This is a genomic window from Bacillus sp. UNC125MFCrub1.1 (genome assembly GCF_000701305.1).
Lineage (GTDB): Bacteria > Bacillota > Bacilli > Bacillales > Bacillaceae > Bacillus > Bacillus altitudinis.
The window spans coordinates 138,794-158,599 of the sequence record NZ_JNIG01000010.1; the positions used below are offsets into that span (position 1 = coordinate 138,794).

At 42.3% G+C, this 19,806-nt stretch carries 18 protein-coding genes; 6 read left to right on the plus strand and 12 right to left on the minus strand.

Going from position 1 to position 19,806, the window contains the following annotated elements; translation table 11 throughout:
* Positions 1–4: 4 nt before the first annotated feature.
* Positions 5–1,321, minus strand: coding sequence for a 4-aminobutyrate--2-oxoglutarate transaminase (gabT, locus tag N521_RS06085; RefSeq protein WP_035390451.1), 1,317 nt, complete (start codon positions 1,319–1,321; stop codon positions 5–7).
* 108 nt (positions 1,322–1,429) lie between these two features.
* Between gabT and gabR the strand changes: the two genes are divergently transcribed.
* A complete protein-coding gene (gene gabR / locus N521_RS06090; RefSeq protein WP_035390453.1) occupies positions 1,430–2,854 on the plus strand; it encodes a MocR-like transcriptional regulator GabR in 1,425 nt (474 codons plus the stop codon).
* Between the two features lie 66 nt (positions 2,855–2,920).
* Here the strand turns inward: gabR and N521_RS06095 are convergent, their stop codons facing one another.
* Positions 2,921–3,652 (minus strand): LysR family transcriptional regulator, encoded by a 732-nt coding sequence (locus N521_RS06095; protein ID WP_035390455.1) that lies wholly within the window; start codon positions 3,650–3,652, stop codon positions 2,921–2,923.
* Between the two features lie 99 nt (positions 3,653–3,751).
* On the opposite strand from N521_RS06095, the gene N521_RS06100 reads away from it, so the two are divergent.
* Positions 3,752–4,303 (plus strand): DUF4865 family protein, encoded by a 552-nt coding sequence (locus N521_RS06100; protein WP_008347236.1) that lies wholly within the window; start codon positions 3,752–3,754, stop codon positions 4,301–4,303.
* An 80-nt stretch (positions 4,304–4,383) separates the two neighbouring features.
* On the opposite strand, the gene N521_RS06105 is transcribed toward N521_RS06100, so the two are convergent.
* Both N521_RS06105 and N521_RS06110 read right to left on the minus strand, forming a co-directional pair.
* On the minus strand, positions 4,384–4,695 hold the full coding sequence (locus N521_RS06105) for an ArsR/SmtB family transcription factor (RefSeq protein WP_035390457.1): 312 nt from the start codon (positions 4,693–4,695) through the stop codon (positions 4,384–4,386).
* A gap of 149 nt (positions 4,696–4,844) precedes the next feature.
* Complete coding sequence (locus N521_RS06110; RefSeq protein WP_008347240.1) at positions 4,845–6,284, minus strand: SIR2 family protein; 1,440 nt, start codon at positions 6,282–6,284, stop codon at positions 4,845–4,847.
* Positions 6,285–6,938: 654 nt separating this feature from the next.
* Here N521_RS06110 and N521_RS06115 point away from each other — a divergent pair.
* The 4 genes from N521_RS06115 (at position 6,939) to N521_RS06130 (ending at position 11,804) form a co-directional block, all read left to right on the plus strand.
* Entirely contained in the window at positions 6,939–7,805 is an 867-nt protein-coding gene (locus N521_RS06115) for a TetR/AcrR family transcriptional regulator (protein ID WP_224562798.1), read from the plus strand.
* A gap of 16 nt (positions 7,806–7,821) precedes the next feature.
* Positions 7,822–9,255: an MDR family MFS transporter gene (locus N521_RS06120; protein ID WP_017366611.1), complete on the plus strand. Its 1,434-nt coding sequence runs from the start codon at positions 7,822–7,824 to the stop codon at positions 9,253–9,255.
* A gap of 174 nt (positions 9,256–9,429) precedes the next feature.
* Complete coding sequence (locus N521_RS06125; RefSeq protein WP_035390461.1) at positions 9,430–10,806, plus strand: aspartate kinase; 1,377 nt, start codon at positions 9,430–9,432, stop codon at positions 10,804–10,806.
* 152 nt (positions 10,807–10,958) lie between these two features.
* Positions 10,959–11,804 (plus strand): GAF domain-containing protein, encoded by an 846-nt coding sequence (locus N521_RS06130; protein ID WP_025206746.1) that lies wholly within the window; start codon positions 10,959–10,961, stop codon positions 11,802–11,804.
* 186 nt (positions 11,805–11,990) lie between these two features.
* Here the strand turns inward: N521_RS06130 and N521_RS06135 are convergent, their stop codons facing one another.
* From N521_RS06135 to N521_RS06170, 8 genes are all read right to left on the minus strand, one after another.
* Positions 11,991–13,418 (minus strand): sensor histidine kinase, encoded by a 1,428-nt coding sequence (locus tag N521_RS06135; RefSeq protein WP_017358522.1) that lies wholly within the window; start codon positions 13,416–13,418, stop codon positions 11,991–11,993.
* Positions 13,408–14,103 (minus strand): response regulator transcription factor, encoded by a 696-nt coding sequence (locus tag N521_RS06140; protein ID WP_017358523.1) that lies wholly within the window; start codon positions 14,101–14,103, stop codon positions 13,408–13,410. Before N521_RS06140 ends, N521_RS06135 begins: the two co-directional genes overlap by 11 nt.
* A 408-nt stretch (positions 14,104–14,511) precedes the next feature.
* Complete coding sequence (locus N521_RS06145; protein ID WP_035390463.1) at positions 14,512–15,846, minus strand: MmgE/PrpD family protein; 1,335 nt, start codon at positions 15,844–15,846, stop codon at positions 14,512–14,514.
* Positions 15,837–16,994 (minus strand): amidohydrolase, encoded by a 1,158-nt coding sequence (locus N521_RS06150; protein WP_025206742.1) that lies wholly within the window; start codon positions 16,992–16,994, stop codon positions 15,837–15,839. The genes N521_RS06145 and N521_RS06150 overlap by 10 nt, the downstream gene beginning before the upstream one ends.
* Before the next feature lie 33 nt (positions 16,995–17,027).
* Entirely contained in the window at positions 17,028–17,774 is a 747-nt protein-coding gene (locus tag N521_RS06155) for an amino acid ABC transporter ATP-binding protein (protein WP_008347264.1), read from the minus strand.
* Positions 17,775–17,786: 12 nt separating this feature from the next.
* Positions 17,787–18,461 carry an amino acid ABC transporter permease gene (locus N521_RS06160; protein WP_007498163.1) on the minus strand — a complete coding sequence of 225 codons (675 nt, stop codon included), beginning with the start codon at positions 18,459–18,461 and terminating at the stop codon, positions 17,787–17,789.
* Between the two features lie 24 nt (positions 18,462–18,485).
* Positions 18,486–19,280, minus strand: a complete 795-nt coding sequence (locus N521_RS06165; RefSeq protein WP_008347268.1) for an amino acid ABC transporter substrate-binding protein — start codon at positions 19,278–19,280, stop codon at positions 18,486–18,488.
* Between the two features lie 22 nt (positions 19,281–19,302).
* Complete coding sequence (locus N521_RS06170; protein WP_007498165.1) at positions 19,303–19,806, minus strand: GNAT family N-acetyltransferase; 504 nt, start codon at positions 19,804–19,806, stop codon at positions 19,303–19,305.

The following is a 19,806-nucleotide window of genomic DNA, read 5'->3' on the forward strand; positions in this document are numbered from 1 at the left end:
TTGTTTAGCGTGCTGTGAAGGCGTCTTCGATAATCCCTAGTCCTTCTTGCAGCAGCTCATCTGTGATGACAAGTGGTGTTAAAAAGCGAATAATATTCCCATTGATCCCTGCCGTTAATAAGAGTAGTCCGTGCTTGTTTGCATAGGCTGCAATCGCTGCGGCTGTCTTCTTATCTGGTGTACGCGTTGTTTGATCTTCCACAATTTCAATGGCCGCCATTGCCCCTAATCGCCGGACTTCCCCGATGAATGAGTACTTACTTCTCCACTCATTCGCTTTGTCCTCAATGACTTGTCCAATGTATTCAGATCGTTCATTCAGTTGTTCTGTTTCAATAATATCAAGTACAGCCAAAGCTGCCACACAGCCTAATGGACTGCCAGCATACGTTCCTCCTAGCTCCCCTGGGTCCGCTGCATCAAGTAATTCTTTTCTGCCAACAACACCGCTCAGCGGCAGGCCAGCTGCAAGTGATTTTGACACAGTAATTAAGTCTGGCACCACATCGTAGTGCTCAATCGCAAAATATTTCCCTGTTCTTGCAAATCCTGTTTGGATTTCATCTGCCACGAATACGATTCCATGCTGCTGACAGAATGAAGCGACGTGCTGGACAAAACGCTTCGATGGTACAATGAATCCGCCCTCCCCTTGGACTGGCTCCATCACCACACAAGCGACCGTTTCTGGTGCAACGGTTGCGACAAAGAATTGATTGAACTGATCAATGATGTATTCGTCGTAGGCTGCATCGCTTAATCCTTCAGGTTTTTGATAGTAATAAGGATACGGCGCTTGATAGACCTCTGATGCAAATGGGCCGAATCCAAATTTATAAGGCTTGACCTTGCTTGTCATGCTCATCGTCATATTCGTTCTTCCGTGGAACCCTCTTGTAAATGAGACAACCGCTTGTCTTTTCGTATATTTACGGGCAATTTTCACTGCGTTCTCAACCGCTTCTGCACCTGAATTTAAGAAAATGGCTTTTTTGTCATGGTCGCCTGGTGTAAGGTGGCATAGCTTTTCTGCTAATTCGATATAGGATTCGTACATCATGACATTAAATCCTGGGTGAATCAGGCTGTCTGCCTGCGCTTTGACTGCTTCCACAACCTTTGGATGAGAGTGTCCTACATTTAATGTACCGATGGCCCCTGCAAAATCGATAAAACGATTGCCGTCGATATCGAAAAGCTCGGCTCCCTTCCCTTTCGCTGCAAGATGACGGTTGCCATTACTTACGCCTCTTGCGACGTATTGATCTCTTTTCCCCTGCCATTCCTCTGTTGAAAAACGGTTTGTTGTCGTTTGACTCATTGTCATCCATCCCCTTTATGTCTTTTTTATTATTCTGAATATTTTTTGGTATGATAGAAAGTACCAATATCATTTTTTTCATGGTACCAGAGAGGATGGAATGACGAGATGCTGACAATTCAACTAGATCAAACAGGGGAAAACGGATTTATTTATCATCAAATTTATACAAAAATTAAAGAGGAAATTTTAAACCGTAACCTGCAACCACACGATCAATTACCATCTAAACGAGAGTTAGCAGATACTTTAAACGTCAGCGTCAATTCAGTGAATGGCGCCTATCAGCAGCTGCTTGCCGAGGGATATTTATATTCAGTTGAACGGAAAGGCTTTTTTGTGGAATCACTGGAAACATTTCATGAATCAGGTCAACTGAAACCCTCTTCCCTTCCAGCGGATTTAAAAGAGAATTCGATTGAGCGAAATGACTGGTATTCCTTTTCACATATTTCTGTTGATACAGCCAATTTTCCTTTTAAAAGCTGGCTGAAAAGTGAGCAAAAAGCGATTCACCTCCACCAAGAAGCCTTTGGTGAGCTGCCGCACCCACAAGGCGTCTATGAGCTGCGGGAAACGATTGCCCGGCTGATTGGACTTGCACGAGGGGTCAAATGCTACCCTGAGCAGCTTATTTTAAGTGCGGGTACACAGTCGCTCATTCATTCGCTATCAAGCATTCTTCCAGCTGATCAAATATACGGATTAGAAAACCCCGGCTACCGCAGACTGTATCAAATGCTGAAAAACAATCATCACCGCATTGAAACGATTGGCATTGATCAAAAAGGGGTGCGGATGAGCGACATTCACAAAAAAAAGCCGAATGTCTTGATCATTACGCCTTCTCATCAGTTCCCAACAGGTGTGATCATGCCAATTTCCCGGCGGATACAACTGTTAAACTGGGCAGCTGATCAGCCAGACCGCTATATCATTGAGGACGATTATGACAGTGAATTTAAGTACGGCACAGACAGCATACCGGCGCTGCAAAGCCTTGACCGCTATGACAAAGTCATTTATATGGGGACCTTTTCGAAATCATTGCTGCCCGGCTTAAGGATCAGTTACATGGTGCTACCGCAGCATTTATTAAGACGCTATAAGGAAGAACAGCACTTTTTCATCCAAACGGCCAACCTTTTTACACAATACACCCTTCTTTATTTTATAAAAGATGGCGCCTATCAGCGGCATATTAAAAGAATGAATGGGCTATACGAGGAAAAACGAAAACAGCTCATTGGGGAGCTTGACACTGTCTTTCGTGACAACGTACGAATTATCGGGGAAAATGCAGGGCTGCATTTTATCGCAGAATTCCGCTCAGATCGGACGCAGCATGAGATTTTACAACGTGCCAAAGACCGAAAGCTGAAAATGTACGGGATGGACCGTTTTACCCTTGATGAGCATGTGCCTGGTCACAAAAAAGGCTTTGTCCCGCTCGTCCTCGGCTTTTCGCACATGCGGCCAGAGGATATTAAGCCAGCGGTGAGACGCCTGTATGACTCGATTTATGGGAAATGAAACAGCTCATGTAGATGAATCGTGGCGCTCCTTTGACGGGACTAAACCGACAGAGGAGTGTTACGATCACATTCTTTCATAAACGTAATAGTTGATGTGAATATTTTTTTCTAGCAATTTCACGAGTGTTTGAAGGCTTTTTAAGTTGGTTGGCAGTAACGCAATACCATCTCCCTGTTCAACGATTTTGATCATTCCTTCAAACGAATCTAACTCAAATAGGGTTCGATCACCCAGCATACGTCTGGCCTCATGTCTTAATGGGCAAAGCTGATCACGATTCACGACCAATGAAATATCATCATCGTATATTTCTTTAGATTTTCCATATACGTTCAATGCCAAGCTCTTTACCTCTTTTAATTGATATTCCGGTTTTTCCATTTGATTAAAAGAAATAATTTGATCATACACATCCTCTGTTAACTTTTTGTTGATCGTACTTGATGAAGCAATGATAAAATCAGTGGCTTGAATATCCTCTAAAACTCGTTGCTCGTACAAAACGTTAAATAGAAGTTCAGAGCATAAAACGGTCTTTTTCTTTGAAGTCAATTTTTGTTGAATGTCCTTCGTTTCTTTTACGATTTTTTGAGCGTATTGATAAAATAAATCCCCCTGTCCTGTTGAACTGATTCCATGATGATACCGGATAAAAAATGTTGCATCATATAACGTTTCAAGCGCTTTGATTCTTTGAGAAATATTGGATTGCGCATACCCTAAAGCTTTAGCCGCTTGATTAATCGATTCTTTTTGATACACCTCTATAAAAATAATCAAATCATTTATATTCATCATGATCACCTATCACTTTTTGTGATAACAATAACACAAATATGTATTATTCAACTGGTTTGAAGTCGATTATGATGGCTATTGAAAGGGAGTGTTTCAATGCATGCCATGCAATATCATGTGGATCTGCCTGCGGATTATGATATGAATATCATTAGAAAAAGAGTACGAAACAATGGATGGAAAACAGATGGATATCAGGATTTATTATTTAAAGCTTATTTGATCACTGAAAAAGACAAACATAGAAGTTTACACAATGGCTATTGCCCATTGTATATTTGGAAACAATCTGAGGGCATGACGGATTTTGTGTTTAAGGGGTCATTTGATCATATTTTACGTTCTTTTGGCTGGAAACAAATCAATATTGGCATCACATATTCCGTTCATTTAACAGATGATTTTCATCGTAGCACATTCGTTCTTGAAGAGTATGTGACGATTCATCCTACTGATTGCCTGGAAAACCTAGATATCGCCCATCTCTTTTCTCATTTTAACGACAATAAGGGTGAAGTCATCGTATATAACCCCGATAAATGGAAGTGCGTCAAATATTCTTTTCTGGACTCATTACCAGAGAATATAGAGCAGCAGATTCACATTTATGACATTGTCCATCTGTCTATGGATCATTCATTGGCCTAATTCATTTTACACGAGACGCATCACAAATCCCCAAGGTTACAATGCCTTGGGGATTTGTCATTTGTTGATGCAAGATTCTCTTACCATCGCTCCTTGTCTACAGCTAAAACGGATGACAAGAGGCCTGGAAAAGCGGAATCAATGTCATCCTTTCTGAGAGAGTAGTAACGGTGCTTCCCGTCAATTCTCACTTTCACGATGCCTGCCTCTCTTAGTACTTTAAAGTGATGCGACAGCGTGGACTTGGCAATGTTCATATGATACGTACCGCATGTTCTCTCACCCGCTTCTGCTAAGCAGCGGACAATCTCCAGCCGAACAGGGTCAGCCAATGCTTGCAGCACAGAAATGAGTCTCATGTTTTCTTGGGTTGGATGATTTGGATTATTCATACGATAAATGTATCGTATTTTGTTCTAACATACAATCTCGTTACTCAATCCATCCAAAGTAGCAAATACGACTACCAGTGCATCGCCATTAGTGTTAAATTCAATTGATAAGTTGGCGCAACCAACTTAAGTAATAAATAAAACGATACCTATTCGGTATCGTTTTGTTCTGGTGGATATGATATTTCTCTGCCATCAATATTGATAACATATGGTTCCATGTCTTTAGCCTTTTTAAGCAAGTTAACCATATCCATGGAGTACCTACTAACACCGTTCATGTAAACGTGGTAAACATTGTTACTTTCACGTAGATTAACTCCAGTCTTACTATAAATATCATTAATTAAATCATAGGCATGAGACCAATAAGACTTTTCATAATCATATACTCTTTCGCAGAGCTCAGTAGCAGTAAGAGTAAATTGTACTGCTAGTTGATTAGGATCTTGAATGTCTGCAAATGTAACGAGAGTTCTTGTAGCAGCTTGTTCATCAGCAGCAGAAGACGTTGTAAATGCGCTTAATAAAGTGTCTCTATCTGTAAAGTATCGTAAGCTTGCAATATCAACTTCAAGGTTAGTAATAGTATCGCTCTTTACTACGTTATATACTGTTTCTTCAATTTGTTTAAGAAATTCAATATCAACAGAGTCTTGATATAAAGCTTCGTATAGCTTTTCATAAGTATGTAACTGAATATAATTAACCCTTACCGATTCCCCATTCCCAACCGGGATAGACTTTTCTTTTGGTGGCGTGTAATTAAAGTTAATTGGCTCCCTACTCCAATCAATAAACCACATGTTATCAATCATTGGTTCGATATCGGCATCAATAATCTGCTTAACATTGTATAATATGGACTTAATATTTTCATCGCTTAAGCTATACCCAATAAAAATTATCGGATGCTCCATAAAATAGGTGAATAATTTAGCAATTAAGTAAATTTGCTTTTTAAAGAAGTAGTCATAATCTTGTTGTTCAATAACTATGCTCTCACAATCTTCAACTGAGCCATGGATTTTCAAGATATGCCCAATATCAGTAGATTTTTTTTGGCGGATGACCTGCTGACCTACTATTGCTTCATACTTAGGAAAAAGCGATTCCAATAGATTATCATAGTTGGTAGTAATAATAGCCTGTGGGTTCAATTGTTTTATTAAGTCAATTTCTTCGGCGAATTCATGTGTTTCAGCATCGAATTGTTCCATCAGGTTAATTAAAATACTTGCAATTTTATATTTCAGGTGCACGCTTCGTGAAGCAGATTCGTAAAGAAAAGGAGGAAACATTTCACCATTATCATGATGTTCCCAAGCAAAAGTTCGGTAGTAATCAACCAATTCGGAAGCAATTTTTGCATAATCTCCATTATGCTCTTGAACAAAATATTGCATAGGCCTCTTAATTTCAGGATTTTCTTTGATTAATTGTTTAAGCAACGCGCCCCAAGTTGGAGAATTTATATACCTCTGGGAAAAGCCAGAACCAATAAAAAAAATTGGTCTACTTTTCATATTATCAATGTATTGTTTTAAGTATTCTAACGAACTATTTAAATATGAATTGTAGTTTGACAAAGCTTCACACTCCCATTTTAGAGTAATATATCCATTTTATCATTGACACTGCTTTCTTACTATATAATATGGAAATAATTTGTTAAACACTGTCGAACTGATAATATTTAGATCTTCAGTATGTTTGAATTTTTTCTACAAAGATTTTCTATAATCACACATTTCCTTTTCAACTTTTTTAATTCTTTTCAAATCATTCGAGAAATTTGAAGCTTGTATTTCATTATATTACCTTTTGTATATTGCGTTCTTGAACAAGTTAAACTCCAGATAATGATCTAATTCCACGGGTTTTCCACTGCTCTACTAACTGTATATACATTAAAAATTATTCTCATTGTCGATAACATCCTCAAAGTTAATTAAGATTGTTTTTTATGTAAGTTTACATTATTTCAATAATCTTCATGAAAAAACAAAGCCATTAATTGATTTGTGTTTTTTCGTTTTAACGAGTATTTATATTTAAAGAACTGAAATTTCTCATTTTACATATCACTATTCAATTATTATAAAAAATACCTGTCGGATGACAGGTATTTTTTAAGCTCATTTTCTTGTCATGTGCCATTGGTTTTGTTATCATAGCAAAAGTGACCACTCGGTTTCCATTGTGACCATATGGTTTTGCCGATTCGGAAAGGACTTATGAAGATGAACGAAAAGCAAGAAGAGATTTTGCGGGTGTCGAAGAAATTATTTTCTCAAAAAGGCTATATGAGTGTCTCCATGCAGTCAATTGCTGATGCCTGTAAAATATCAAAAGCGTCTATTTATAAACTGTTTGATTCAAAGGAAGCTCTTCTATTGGAACTGATTAAATACAATCAGCGCAAAATGAGAGAGATTTCTCAGATCATTCATTCCGAAACGACGCTGTCCAAAAAGGAAAAATTCACAAAAAAGATTAAGCTTGAGCTTGAAGAGTTTAAAGAGAATCATAAATTTTTGAATATGCTGTCCTTTGAAGCTTTTTCACAGCATTCGCCCATCGTCATTAAGCATTTACGTGAGACACGCTCCATTATCATGCAGCGGCACAGAGACATGATTTTAAGCACATATGGTGAATCTGTTGCGCCTTATGTGTGGGATCTTGTGATTGTCCTCAACGGATTAATGAGAGAATTCATCTTGATGTTGGCGATTGAGCACAAGAACATCCAATTAGAAAATGCCGCCGAAATGATCATCGGTGTGATGGACCGTGTATCAATAAAGCCTTGCTCCATTAAGCCTGTGCTAACAGATCAGCTGATGGACTCTTATTTGCTTTCCACACAGGAAGAATATGATGAAGAAAAGCTTGTCATCTCGTACTTAACAAAGATGAAACAAGAGCTTCACACACTCTCAAATGGAGAAGAAAAGGACGATCTCCTCTCTGCGTTTGAACTGCTGAGTCAAGAACTGTCAAAGGACCAACCGAGAACCTTTTTAATCAGCTCATTGCTTGATTATTTAGGCAAACACAGCGTTTTATCACAAAACGTGTCACAGCTGAAAAGCATTATTTTATAGATAAAGAAGGGATAATATGAACCAATCAACAACATCGTATAATCGGTCTGTGATTGTTGGGATTTTCCTCGTTGGGGCGTTCGTTGCGATCTTAAACCAAACGCTTCTCATTCCAGCGATCCCGCATATCATGGAAGAGTTCAATATTGATGTCAGTAAAGGCCAATGGCTGACCACAGCCTTTATGCTGACAAACGGGATTCTCATCCCAATTACGGCCTTTTTAATTGAGAAATTTTCAAGCCGTTCCTTAGTCTTAACGGCTCTTAGCATTTTTACAGCAGGTACCATTCTTGCTTCGTTCGCCACGAATTTTCCGGTGCTACTTGCAGCACGTATCGTGCAGGCAGCTGGCGCAGGGATTTTAATGCCGCTCATGCAAACGATCTTTTTAACCATTTTCCCAAAAGAAAAACGCGGGCAAGCCATGGGTATGGTCGGACTAGTGATTTCATTCGCACCGGCGCTTGGACCAACACTTGGCGGCTGGATTGTCGATTCCTTTAGCTGGAAGTTCTTATTCTATATTGTTCTACCAATCGGTATCATTGATCTCATTCTTGCTTTCTTCTTAATGAAAAATGTCACACAGCAAAGAGACACTCGTATCGATGTCTTATCGGTGATCCTGTCTTCCTTCGGATTTGGTGGACTGCTGTACGGATTTTCAAGTGTCGGAACGTATGGTTGGACGAGTGCGACCGTTCTGATTTCACTCATTGTCGGCGCTGTGAGCTTGTTCTTCTTTATCCTGCGTCAGTCGAATTTGAAAAGACCGATGCTTGAGTTTGGCGTCTTTAAGTTTGCGATCTTTAGCTTAACGACCTTCCTCGGTATGCTCGTCTTTGCTTTACTGATTGGAACAGAGACGATTCTGCCGCTCTATACGCAGAATGTCAGAGGGTTATCTGCCCTTGATACAGGGCTGATCTTATTGCCAGGGGCTCTCTTTATGGGATTCCTATCACCGATTATCGGACGAATTTTTGACAAAGTAGGCGGTAAAGGGCTGGCTCTAGGCGGGTTTACGATATTAGCTGTCACTTCCCTGCCATTTATGATGCTGAACCTTGATTCATCGATTGCCCTCATTACAGTGGCCTACACACTTCGCTTAATCGGGGTTGGGATGATCATGATGCCGCTGACAACAGCCGGTATTAACTCTTTACCACCGCATTTGATTCCGCACGGGACAGCAATGAATAATACGATGAGACAAATGGGCGGCTCTATCGGGACGGCTGTGCTTGTCTCCATTATGAGCAGCTCTGCTGCCAATGCAGCATTATCCGATCCAATGAAGTCAGCCGTTCATGGCATGAATACGTCATTTATCGTGTCTGGTGCTATTGCGGTGATTGGACTTGTCCTCTCATTCTTCTTAAAAGAAAAACGTGAAAACAAAGTGATGAAGCAGGAGCTATCTTCTTCGTCCTCTTCTTCATAAAGACAAAGAGCTCGGCATATCGCCGGCTCTTTTTTCATATATTTACATACATCGTCCTCTCAGAAAACACATTTGTTCATATAGAGAAGAAAAACCTTGATAATTTGAAGAAAAGAGTTGATAATAGAAACTATTCAATTTGTGAGAAAATTTTTACTATAGGAGATGTATGCATTGAAGGTCGTTAAATTTGGTGGCAGTTCTCTTGCTTCTGGCAAGCAGCTGCAAAAGGTATTTGACATTGTCACAGCAGATCCAGCTCGAAAAGCAGTCGTTGTTTCCGCACCAGGAAAACGGCATTCAACGGATACGAAGGTCACCGATCTATTAATTAGTTGCGGTGAACAATATTTACGTTTAGGTGAAGCACACGATTTACAAGAAGCTGTCATCGAGCGATATGCCTCGATTGCGGATGAGCTGGGGTTAGGTCATGACATTATTGACACCATCCGGCAAGATGTAAACACGTTATTACAGGCTGATTCTTCTCATCCTGAGCGTTATCTTGATGCGATTAAAGCAAGCGGTGAAGATAATAACGCAAAGCTGATTGCAGCCTACTTTCAGCATCAAGGCGTCGAAGCGCACTATGTGAATCCAAAAGAAGCCGGTCTATTTGTCAGCGACGAGCCTGGTCAAGCGCAAGTCCTTCCAGAATCGTATGATCATTTGTACAAATTAAGAGAACGCTCTGGCATCATTGTGTTCCCTGGCTTTTTCGGTTTTAGTCTAGCGAGTGATATCGTCACTTTTTCCCGCAGTGGATCAGACATTACCGGTTCCATTTTGGCAAATGGACTGAAGGCAGATGTGTATGAAAACTTTACGGATGTGGATGCAGTCTACGCCGTCAATCCAACGATCGTTCATGAACCAAAGGAAATCACAGAGCTGACATATCGTGAAATGCGTGAATTGTCCTATGCGGGTTTTTCTGTATTTCATGATGAGGCACTTATTCCAGCCTTTCGGGCAGGCATTCCTGTTCAGATTAAGAACACCAATAATCCAACGGCCAAAGGTACGAAAATTGTAAATCAACGGGATCATACGAATGGCCCTGTTGTGGGAATCGCATCAGACAATGGATTTTGCAGTATTTATATCTCCAAGTATTTGATGAACCGAGAAGTGGGCTTTGGACGTAAAGTGTTGCAAACGTTAGAGGAATATGGACTTACGTATGAACACGTGCCTTCTGGCATTGATGATATGACCATTATTTTAAGACAGGATCAGCTGGAGGAGCAGCAGATTGAACAAGAGCTTTTAGACCGATTAAAGCTTGTACTTGATGCAGATGAAGTGGTTCTAGAGCGGAACCTCTCGCTTATTATGGTCGTAGGAGAAGCGATGCGTCATAATGTTGGTACAACAGCAAGAGCGGCAAAAGCGCTGTCAAAAGCCAAAGTGAATATTGAAATGATCAACCAAGGCTCTTCAGAGGTGAGCATGATGTTTGGCGTCAAAGCGGCTCAAGAAAAAGAAGCCGTTCAAGCCTTATATGAGGAATTTTTCTCTATGTCCACGGTGCCTGTCTCCATTTAATCAGCAGACTGTCAGATCTCCGGATCGGCAGTCTTTTTGATCTCGCACGATTTGCGCATTAAAGTATATCTATTTCTCGTTTGATTTTGTATGATAGAGACAAATCAACTATTGTTCCGGCCATTGATCGGAGCTACAAGGAGTCCTAATCCATGCCTCGTCAACAACTATTAAAACAGTTTCGCAATTTTCATGATGCTTCTACAAGTATTTTAAACATGATGAGTCAATTCATTCATGTGAATACACTGTTTATTGCTAAAAATGATCAAAACACCAATCAGATTGTGAAAGTGCTAAATCAAGACGAGCAGCTTCTTGAAGAAGGGGAAGAAAATCCTTACGAGAAGACATTTTGCAAGCTGGCGGTCGATCATCGCGATACGCTGTTGATCCCTGATATCCGCTTGGACGAGCGTTCAAAAAACTTAGACGTCACGAAACAGCTGCAAGGCGGATCATTTATTGGGGTTCCCATCGATTTTACTGATGGTACGAACTATGGAACCATTTGTGGACTTGATCTAAGGCCGCAGCAATTTACAGAAGAGCATGTTCATATGTTTGAAACGATGGCATCTTTGTTGAGTTACGTCTTAGAACTCGACCAGGCCAATCGGCAGATTCAGCAATTATCTGTACCGATCGTACCTGTTGTTGACGGTGTCGCCGTGCTCCCTCTTCTTGGTGATATCGAAGAGACACGTGCGCAGCATATTTTAGAAACCATTTTACAGGAAAGCTACAGGCTGTCGCTCTCTCATTTGGTCATTGATGTTTCAGGGACAAAACGACTCAATGAACAAAGCATTCAATACTTGGTCAGCTATGCGCAAACGTTAAGACTTTTAGGCATTTCAGCTGTTTTAACAGGAATAAAGCAAGACCTTGCGCTAAATGCGATTCAATCGAATATTTCATTTAAAGACATCACTATTCGTAAGGATTTACCGCAGGCACTTGCTCATATCGGCCTAACGTTTTCCAAAACAGAATAAGTGATGATACACCAAAAAGGGCTAAACCGAGTTTAGCCCTTTTCTTCTTTTCAGCGTGATAGAAAACCTTTGCAGCCCTAGGAAAGACGAGTACCGGCGCGGAGCGAATTTCACATTCGTGAGCACCGGCACGCAGGACTGACACCGAATGCGAGGGTTTGTCTACACGCTGAGGCTAAACGGAGTTTAGCCCTTTTCTTGTGGTAGCGGTAAACGAATGATAAATGTTGTTCCTTTATGTTTTTCGCTTTTTAAATCAATCTGTCCGTCGTGCAAGTCCACAAGCTGCTTGACAATCGACAGGCCAAGTCCGTATTCTCCATATGGTGTATTCGTTCTCGAAATATCCGCTTTATAAAAACGTTCCCAAATGTGTTTGACTTCTTCAGGTGCAATGCCGATTCCCGTGTCTTCTACTTCAATGATCGTTTCCCCATTCTCTTCTTTCCCTCTCAAAGAAATACGGCCGCCTTCTGTAAATTGAATGGCGTTCTTTGTGATGTTGACGAGAATTTGAATGAGCCGGTCATAATCTGCGTATACCTTTTGTTCAGGGTGAACCTCTACCATGAGCTGATTGTTTTTCTCTTCAGCCATTCGGCTCAGCTGCTCCTTAATCACTTCAAACGTATCAATGAGTGGATAGTGAAATTTTTGAAGGGTGATTTGATTCGACCTGATTTTCTCATAATCCATATTTTCATTGACGAGACGCAGCATTCGTTTTGTCTCATCAGTGATGAGCGCATAGCATTTCTCTTTCTCTTCTGCCGGCACATCCGCAGTATTCAGCCATTCGACCAATCCTCGAATGGTCGTCAGCGGTGTTTTCAATTCGTGAGACACATCCGCAATGAATTGTCGCCTACGCTTTTCGAGCCGGTCAATTTCCTCTCTTGACCGTTGAAGACGATTCGCCATCATATTAAAATCCTCACCTAGTGTGCCAATTTCATCAAGGTGTTTGTTTTCAAGATGAATGTTGTAGTCACCATGCGCAATTTTCTCAGTTGCCTCTCTCAGTTTTTTGATACGATTCACATGGAACTTCGACAGAAACAGACTGAGAATAAAGGTAATCGTCAATGCCACAAACACGATGATATATAAATACCGGTTCATTTGAGCAATCAGCTCTTCTGCTCCTTGAATAGGAGCTATGAGCACCACCCCGCCCTTCAGCTTTCCGTCTTCCATGACAGGAAGTGCCACAAGTGATGCTTCTTGATCAAGCCGGCGTGAATCACTCCGCTTGACTATGATTTCTTCTCCTTTTGAGAGCTTTGCCCACAAATCCTTTGTGAGTAACGCTTCATGCGGCGGCATCTCTTGCTGCTGAGACAGCACAGTCCCTTTTTCATCAAAGACGAAAAAGCGAATTTGTCTTGTCGAGAGAATGTCTTCAAATGGACGAAGGCGGAAGTTCATCTCGGCTTTCGGCAGCTGCTGAAAATTCTGCAAAATTTCATTCCCATAAGATTTCATTTCATCCACTCTGTTTTGATAGGCCATATCTTTTACAAAATGAGACATGAGGGTGCTGATAATAATGATGGCGATGAGCAATAACCCAAGGTGACTAATCAGCAACTGGTAAAAATATTTAATCTTCATCGAACTTATACCCTACGCCCCATACCGTATACAGAAAGGGCTTAGGTCCGTCTCCGATTTTTTGGCGCAACCGTTTAATATGAACATCAACTGTTCGTTCATCACCATAAAATTGGTATCCCCAAATTTGCTCAAGCAATTGTTCTCGTGAAAATACTTGCCGAGGATGCTGTATAAAAAAGCACAGCAGATCGTATTCCTTTGGCGTTAAATTTTCGATCCGTTTCCCCTCTAGAAACACTTCTCTCGTTTTTTTATCTAACTGAAAATGTTCGGTCTCTAGCCGTTCACCCTCTTTCGCTCCTTCTTGAGTAGATGTTGTTTGAGCAAAACGTCGTTTCACTGCTTTGATTCTTGCCATTAAGGTGAGCGGACTAAAGGGTTTTGTCACATAATCATCTGCCCCAAGATCGAAGCCCAGCACCTGATCAGATTCCGTTTCCTTTGCTGTCAGCATAATAATCGGAACATCACTAATCTGGCGTACTTTTTGACAAATGGTCAGACCATCCATTGAAGGAAGCATGACATCTAAAATGAGCAGATCCCAATCCTCCTCTTGCTTAAATCGATTCAATCCTTCTAATCCATCATGGACGAATTCCGCTTGAAATCCTTCTCGTTGAAAAAACATATCCGTCATTGTACAAACACTCTGGTTATCTTCAATCATTAATATTTTCATCATCAGCCTCCGCTGTTGCCTTTGTTTTTCTTTATGTAGCTTTATTTTACATGTTCCTTCTCAAATCTCAATTGGATTGATACGATTTCATGAACTTATCATGCTTTGGTCATCTTTTATTCATACTTTTTGATGGAGCTGGGTGTCGAGGTGAGCCGCATTGATTTTTGTTATGAAAAAAAGCTCATCTGATTGATGAGCCCAGATTGTTGACAAAGGGCTAAAATGAACTTGATTTTAGCCCTTTGTCTTCTTTTCAGCGTGATAGAAAACCTTTGCAGTCTCGGAAGGGCGAGCACCGGAGCGGAGCGAATTTGACATTCGTGAGCACCGGCGCACAGACCTGACACCAAATGCGAGGGTTTGTCTACACGCTGAGCTCATCTGATTGATGAGCCCTTTTCCTTGTCATGCCAGCAGTTGCAAGTAAGCAGTGTCATTCCCCTCTTCAACCGCCTGTAAAAGCTGCTTTGCCTGTGATGTGCTGGTGACGCTGCTTAACTTTTGTATGATGTCTTCTGTCGATAACGCACAGCCTGGTGCTCCCCGAGGGATATCGACTCGTTTGCTGATGGTGGTGCCGTCAGATAAGTTGAGCTTTACAATCGTAAATCGTCCTTTTGGCACTGCGTCTGGATGGGGTTGTGTCGTTTGATCATATACTCTATTTACCCGCTTCATCCATGTCCGCAGCTCTGGTGAAATGGCTTTTTTCGTAAAAGCATCCAGTGATAAAGGTTGTCCAAACACCGCTAATGCGATGACATACTCGACACTAAATCGTCCCTCTTCTCCCGTCAAAGGTGCCCGCTCCGTGAGTGCGGCATCTCCGCCAGGCGGAAACATGACGTCGACCTGTACGATCTTCTCCTGTAAGGAAGAGTGTTCTTGTACTAATGACTCGATCGCATCGGCTGCATGATGCGCCGCTGAACAGAACGGATACACTTTAAACCATAGACCTGGCGACACGATACGCCATGCAGTGCCATAGTCCTCTAGCAGACGTCTTTCCGCCAGTTTCTGATCCCCATAGAGAGAAAAGAAGCCCAGCTCCCCATCTAGAAGCGATTCACTCCCGCCAAAACCTGAGCAAGCTAAATCCATGGACCATACGGCGGTTTGAGCGGCGAGTCCAGCTTGTAATGGTTTCATATCAGTCCCAAACTGCTTTCGCATTCCAGCTGATTGCGCACCAGCAAAGCCGATCGCTTTCGCCAGCTCTTTCTGTGAAACTTGTTTCAAATAACCAATCGCACAGACCGCTGCAATGGCTCCGAGCGTTCCGGTATTATGCCAGCCCCGCTCATAATGCGAATTGCCGATGGATTCACCTAGCCTTGCCATCACTTCGACGCCAGTAATGTAGGCTGCTAGAAATCGATCACCGTACGCCTCCCCGTTGGTCAGCTGGGAAAGCAAGGCCGGAATGATCACCGCACTTGGGTGTCCTCTCACATCAGAATGCACATCATCATAATCAAGGGCGTGAATCAGGTAGCCATTTAGCATGGCTGCGGATTGACGGCTGACCTTCTTCCCTTGTCCAATGACGGGAATTTGAGCCGCGCCGCCTTCTTGTTCCACGAGCGTCATGAGCTTCTGAATCCCTTCATCCTCTTTTGCAGCAAGCGCTGCTGCCGCAGCGTCTAACAGACCATTTCGAGCCATTTGAACGGCCTGTTGATCTTGCAGCGGATCAGCAGAGAGCACTGCCTCTGCGAGCTGTTTCGTTAGTTCCATGATCTTGACTCCAACGCCCGAACCGCAAGCTCGGCAAAGAAGGCAGCGGCAACAGGGAGTGCCTCTTCATTTAACGTAAAGGCAGGGTGATGCCACTCCTCGGTACCGCTCGTCCCCATCCATACGAAAAAGCCTGGAATGCGCTCTTGGTAAAGAGCAAAGTCTTCTCCGCCTGGTGACTGCTCTGCCTCTACTACTGCGAGATCAAGCGCTCCTGCTGTTTCTTCCACAACCTTTGTCAAACGCTCGTCATTCATCACAGAAGGCAAATACGGATGCCATTTCACTTCTGCCTTTGCGCCAAACCCTTCTGCGATACCGCTCACGATTTGTTTCATGAGACCTGGAATCATCGCTCTCACTTCAGGTTCAAACGTCCGAACGGTCCCTTCCATCTCGACGCGATCAGGTATCACATTCCATGATGTGCCGCCTTGAATACGTGTGATGCTGACAACCGCATGATGCAAGGAACTAATGCGGCGGCTGACAATTTGCTGTAGGGCGCTTGTGATCTGACCGCTGATGGCAATCGGATCAATTGTGTGATTTGGAATTCCAGCATGACCACCCGTCCCTTTAATGTCAATTTCAAACCGATCGACGCTCGCCATTAATGCTTTTTCTCTTATCCCGATGGTGCCAACTGGCAGGTTAGGTTTATTGTGCATACCAAATATCGCATCCACTCCATTTAAGACGCCCGCCTCTATGACGTGTTTCGCTCCTTGCGCCACTTCCTCAGCCGGCTGGAACAAAATGCGCACTGTTCCCTTGAGCTCATGTTTCCGTTCGTTTAATAGGACGGCCGCACCTAAAATCGAAGCGGTATGGAAATCATGACCGCATGCATGCATTTTTCCTTGTATCTTTGAAGAAAATGGTTCGCCAGATGCTTCTTCAATTGGAAGTGCGTCAATATCGGCTCTCAGAGCAATCGTTGGTCCCTCTTGTTCTCCTTTGATTTCACAAACGACCCCTGTTTGAAGATCTGGAAAATCGAGTACAGTGATCCCTTCCTCTTCTAACCAGCCTCGTAGTTTTTTTGTCGTTTCATACTCTTCAAATGCCAGCTCTGGATGCTCATGAAGCGCTCGGCGTATGTTAATTAAACGTTTGTTTAAAGCTTCATTTCCTAATGATTTCACTGATACTCACCCCTCTAAAGAGTAAAAAGCAGCTTATGCTTCTTCAGCCGCTGCTTCTTTTTGGATAAATCGTTTTGTTCGTTCATTCTTCGTTTCGTCAAATAGTTCGGTTGGCGTTCCCTGCTCAATGATATGACCATCTGCCATAAAAATCACATGATCTGCTACTTCTCTTGCAAACGCCATTTCATGTGTCACGATGATCATCGTCGTTTCTTGAATGGCAATGGATTTAATCACTTGAAGCACACCTGAGACAAGTTCTGGATCTAGTGCTGACGTTGGTTCATCCAGCAAAATCGCATGTGGATCGACCGCTAACGCACGGGCAATCCCAATTCGCTGCTGCTGACCGCCGGATAGTGTAACCGGATAGCTGTCCGCTTTTTGTTCTAGCCCTACTTGTTTCAATAGCTCCATGCCGATCTCATTTGCTTGCTGTTTTGTCATTTTTTTCGTCACAAGCAGTGACTCGGTAATGTTTTGCAAGGCTGTTTTGTTTTTGAATAAATTATAGTTTTGAAACACCATGGCCGTTTGCTGACGCAGGTGATGGGCTTCTTTACGTGTATATTTAGACGCATTCAGCTTCGCATCGCCAATTTCAATCGTACCTTCATCTGGCGTTTCTAATAGATTTAGACAGCGCAGCAATGTTGATTTACCGGAGCCAGAAGGTCCGATAATGGCCACAACCTGCCCTTTTTGCACGTCAAGATTAATTCCGTCTAAGACGACAAGGTCGCCGAATGATTTTTTCAAATTGGTGAGCTTGATCATGTCCACACCTCCTTAATTCCGGTAAGGTTTGCTGATTTTTCGTTCAAATAGGTCTTGCAGGAAACTATAAATGATGGTGAGCACCCAATACACAATGCCAACCGCTAAATACGTTTCAAAGTACTTATAGTTGGCCGATGCAATCATTTTCCCTTGCGCAAACATTTCTGCCACCCCAATGGTAAAGGCAAGCGATGTTTCTTTTAAAAGACCAATAAAGGTATTCCCCGTCGCTGGAATGGCATTTCTGACGGCCTGCGGGAAAATAATTCTGACGTAAGACTGCCATCTTGTCATGCCGACAGACAGGCACGCCTCAAGCTGCCCTTCATCCACTGAATTAAGAGCCGCTCTAAAAATTTCTGCTAAGTACGCTGAGTTTTTAATACTTAAACCGATAATGACCGCTGTTAAGGCATCCATTGAGGTCATCGCAGGGAATAGCTGCGGAAGACCAAAATAAATGAGAAAGAGCTGAACCAAAGTTGGAACCGCTCTGAAAAAAGAAATATACAGCTTGGCAAATTGGTATAAGACAGGTATCCGGTTTTTCGTTATAAGCGCGAATACCACACCAATGATAATGGCAAATACCATGGAGACAATCGCCATGAAGATCGTTATCGGCAAGTATTGAATCAAGGTTGGAAAAACCGTCACCATATACTGCCAATCAATGTGATTCATGTCTGCTTTTCACCGCCGCTGTTGTTATTTTTTAATCGGCACTGTGACATCGTCTTTGAAATATTTCTCAGACAATTTCTTCAGTGTTCCGTCTTCTCTTAATTCTTTGATCGCTTTATTGAATTCTTCTCTTAGCTTGTCGTGCTTTTCATCTTTGGCAAATGGGTAGCCGACTTCTTCATATACGATTGGGTTGCCGACGATTTTGAGTGGAAGTCCTGTTTTTTCAATTTGAGCTAACAAGACACTGCGTCCGTTGACGTAAGCATCTACACGGCCATTTGCAACTTCATTTAAGACACCGTCTTGTGTTTCATATGTTTTGATGTTGATTTTCTTGTCTGGGTCTTTGCTCTCTAGGTTTTTGGCATGGTTTGAGCCAAGAACAGCCGCCACCGTTTTTCCTTTTAAGTCGTCAAGTCCTTTAATGTCCTTGTTGTCCTTCTTGACAATGATTTGTGTTCCTGCGTATGCATACGTATCTGTAAAGTTGAACGTTTGTTTACGCTCATCTGTAATCGCAACTTGGTTTGATACGGTATCCAGCTTACCAGATGTCAGCTGGCCCATCAGTCCGCTGAATTCACTCAGCTGCCAGTCTAGTTTGTAGCCTAGCTTTTTCGCAATGGCTTCTGTGACCTCGACATCAAATCCTACTAGTTTGCCGTTTTCTTTATAAGCAAATGGATAGCTTTGGCCTGTAGCGCCCACTTTAAGCACTTTCTCGTCTTTTCCTTCACTCTGATTGCCCCCGCCGCATGCCGCTAACACCGCAAGCATTGCCGCAAATAAAACAACTAGCCACTTTTTGTTTTTCATGTTCGTACACCCTTCTTTCCTCTTATGGTTGTGTAATATCTGATCGTAATTGTTTTTTAAAATAAATGGTGATATGGCCTTTGCCTAGATCCTTTTCACCTGCTCTGACATAGCCTTTACGCTCATACATGTCCATGAGCCACGGATGCTTATCAGCTGTACCGAGAGAGACATACGGTACCTTTAGTGTGTCCCTTAGCACTTCCGTTTCAACCCATTCAAGCAAGGCTGAGCCTGTGCCTTTTTTTGCCGCTGGTTCTGAAGCAAACCACCATATATGCGGAACGCCGAATGGTCCTGGCTGTTCTCCCCAAGGCATACGGAGTGATAAGGTGGAGAGAAGCTCTCCGTTTTCTTCCATTACATAGCAAAGGTTCTTTTGTACATTTTTCTGAACGAGGGCGATATCTGCATGTGCTGCTTGGAACTGGATGCCGAGCTCACGAATCGGCTCATAGGCTCTTGTTGTCAGTTCAAGCAACGCTTCTATATCATCCTCAGTTGCCAGACGAAACGTATATCCCAA

Bases quoted from the DNA above. Each gene is read 5' to 3' on its own strand.
- gabT (WP_035390451.1), bottom strand. From the start codon at position 1,321: ATGAGTCAAACGACAACAAACCGTTTTTCAACAGAGGAATGGCAGGGG.
- gabR (WP_035390453.1), top strand. From the start codon at position 1,430: ATGCTGACAATTCAACTAGATCAAACAGGGGAAAACGGATTTATTTAT.
- N521_RS06095 (WP_035390455.1), bottom strand. From the start codon at position 3,652: ATGAATATAAATGATTTGATTATTTTTATAGAGGTGTATCAAAAAGAA.
- N521_RS06100 (WP_008347236.1), top strand. From the start codon at position 3,752: ATGCATGCCATGCAATATCATGTGGATCTGCCTGCGGATTATGATATG.
- N521_RS06105 (WP_035390457.1), bottom strand. From the start codon at position 4,695: ATGAATAATCCAAATCATCCAACCCAAGAAAACATGAGACTCATTTCT.
- N521_RS06115 (WP_224562798.1), top strand. From the start codon at position 6,939: ATGAACGAAAAGCAAGAAGAGATTTTGCGGGTGTCGAAGAAATTATTT.
- N521_RS06120 (WP_017366611.1), top strand. From the start codon at position 7,822: ATGAACCAATCAACAACATCGTATAATCGGTCTGTGATTGTTGGGATT.
- N521_RS06130 (WP_025206746.1), top strand. From the start codon at position 10,959: ATGCCTCGTCAACAACTATTAAAACAGTTTCGCAATTTTCATGATGCT.
- N521_RS06135 (WP_017358522.1), bottom strand. From the start codon at position 13,418: ATGAAGATTAAATATTTTTACCAGTTGCTGATTAGTCACCTTGGGTTA.
- N521_RS06140 (WP_017358523.1), bottom strand. From the start codon at position 14,103: ATGAAAATATTAATGATTGAAGATAACCAGAGTGTTTGTACAATGACG.
- N521_RS06145 (WP_035390463.1), bottom strand. From the start codon at position 15,846: ATGGAACTAACGAAACAGCTCGCAGAGGCAGTGCTCTCTGCTGATCCG.
- N521_RS06155 (WP_008347264.1), bottom strand. From the start codon at position 17,774: ATGATCAAGCTCACCAATTTGAAAAAATCATTCGGCGACCTTGTCGTC.
- N521_RS06160 (WP_007498163.1), bottom strand. From the start codon at position 18,461: ATGAATCACATTGATTGGCAGTATATGGTGACGGTTTTTCCAACCTTG.
- N521_RS06165 (WP_008347268.1), bottom strand. From the start codon at position 19,280: ATGAAAAACAAAAAGTGGCTAGTTGTTTTATTTGCGGCAATGCTTGCG.